At 56.9% G+C, this 2172-nt stretch carries 1 protein-coding gene and 1 pseudogene; one reads left to right on the top strand and one right to left on the bottom strand.

Features of this window, described 5'->3' with window-relative positions; translation table 11 throughout:
• Positions 1–12: 12 nt before the first annotated feature.
• Positions 13–1464, top strand: a pseudogene (locus tag PDO_RS13655) (transposase); the annotation flags it as partial.
• A gap of 520 nt (positions 1465–1984) precedes the next feature.
• Here the strand turns inward: PDO_RS13655 and PDO_RS28810 are convergent.
• The coding region (locus PDO_RS28810) for a hypothetical protein (RefSeq protein ID WP_210161517.1) at positions 1985–2172 on the bottom strand (188 nt) is incomplete at its 5' end.

The raw sequence follows: 2172 nt of genomic DNA, 5'->3' as shown, positions 1-2172 counted from the left end.
TAGGGGGATGCGCTTGGCCTTCCCAGGAGCGGCGAACACCTTGTCGACCAATTGCGGCGAGAACTGACGGCGACAGCAGTTGCGGTCGATGCAGACTTCCCCTCCAACGCGGAACTGACCATTGACGCTGATGGCGTGCCGCACCTCAAACAGCTCAGGGCCACGTCGCTGCCCGAGGGATTGCCGGGCTTCGAGATGGAAGTCCATGCTCGCATGCGCGAACGCCACCTGCTCGATATTCTCAGGGACGGGACTTTCTGGACCAACTTCACGCGCCACTTCGGCCCGCCATCCGGAGCCGATCCGAAGCTCACAAGAGCCGAGCAGCGTTATGTCTTCACGACGTTTGGCTATGGTTGCAATCTCGGCCCCGTCCAGGCCGCCCGCCATGCTCCAGCTATCGCCAGCGCCGATACGTTGCGTCGCCTCAATGCCCAGCACATCAACACGTCCAAGCTCGAAGCCGCAATGACAGACCTGATCGACGCCTACAATCGCTTCCCCTTGCCGAAAATCTGGGGCGCCGGCCGGGCGGCGATCGCTGATGGCACGCACGTCCCGCTTCGCGAAAACAATCTCTTGGGCGCGCAGCATATCCGTTACGGTGCCTATGGTGGCATCGCCTATCACCATATCGCCGACAACTATATCGCGTTGTTCACCACCTTCATCCCCTGCGGCGTCTGGGAAGCGGTCCATATTCTCGACGGCCTCATGAAGAACCGATCGACAATCCAGCCGGACATCCTCCATGCCGACACCCAGGGTCAAAGCGAGCCTGTCTTTGGTCTTTCCCGCTTTCTCGGCATCATGCTGATGCCGCGTATGCGCAATTGGGGTGACGCCACCTTCTATCGGCCCGACAAATCGGTGCGCTACCAGCATATTGATAGGCTCTTCACCCGCGAAATCGACTGGAGCTTGATCTCGACGCATTGGCAGGACATGATGCAGGTGGTCCTCTCCATTCAGGCCGGCTTGGTCCTACCCTCCATGTTGCTGCGCAAACTCGGATCGCACAACCGGAAAAGTCGCCTGTACCAAGCCTTCCGCGAACTCGGCCGGGTCGAGCGTACACTGTTCCTGCTGCGTTATATCGCCAATCCCGAGATCCGGCGCACCATCCGCGCCGAAACCACGAAAATCGAATCCTTCAATGATTTCCTCGACTGGATCACATTCGGCGGTCCAATCATTAAGAGCGGGGATCCGGTCGAGCAGGAAAAGCAGGTCAAATATGCCAGTCTGGTCGCGAACGCTATCATGCTTTCAAATGTCGCCGACTTGACCGAGGCTCTTGCTTCCATGGCCGATGACGGCCTGCACGTTACGCCGAAGCTTGCTGCCGCCCTCAGTCCTTACACCCGTAAGCACATTCGCCGGTTCGGAAAGTATGAACTCGACATGGACGACCAGCCTGCCCCACTCGTGCCGAAACCACTACCCTTCGACCTGCCCTTGTGAACTTTTTACACGTACTTTCAATCCACCCCTCTACACTGGCGTCTTGATCTGAGTAACCTAATAATAAACGATTCTTAGCTGCGTTGGGAAGTCGCCTATCGAGCACACACAACAGCGCAGCTAGCAGCGGGCCTTCTGCTTTAGAAAAATCTGCGAGGGGAAAATTACCTAAATCCCATTGGGGGATCTGCAGCCTTCTGCTGCAAGGCTTGGTGAAGCCCATTCAGAAATCTAAATTCGATGTCACGGGCATCTCTTGCGGGACTCCAAAGCCGTCGGGGGAGAGGCTGCCCATGTCGCAACCCAAACAGCTTTTCAACAGAGGGCGACGGTTTCTCCCCCCGTACGGGATCATTGAGCCGCAGTTTGACGGTCCGCCCATGGAAAAGGGCAGATAGCGGGTCGTGCCCCTCAGGACAGCCTCCCTTGCCTGCACAAACGGAAGCGAGAAATTGCTCATACACGAAGCAGTGGCAGATGAATTGGTCAAAACAACAATCCTTTCTTTGCTAAACCTGGGTCAAACCGGGAGAAAGCCAGTTGATATCCATGACCAGCCCGGCACGTCAACAATCGACTGTGACCTTGGAATGCGCCGCCCGAAAGGCTCCGATTGATATTTCATTTTTCCAGCAGCGGTATGCCAAGCAGCACAGAAGTTCAGACGTTTGCAGCACTTGGTGTTGGCACACACGCATCCTGTGGCCG

The sequence above is a fragment of the Rhizobium sp. PDO1-076 genome, assembly GCF_000247475.1.
Classification (GTDB): domain Bacteria; phylum Pseudomonadota; class Alphaproteobacteria; order Rhizobiales; family Rhizobiaceae; genus Allorhizobium.
The sequence above is the reverse complement of the archived record's forward strand: the minus strand, read 5'-3'. Positions and strand labels throughout refer to the sequence as shown.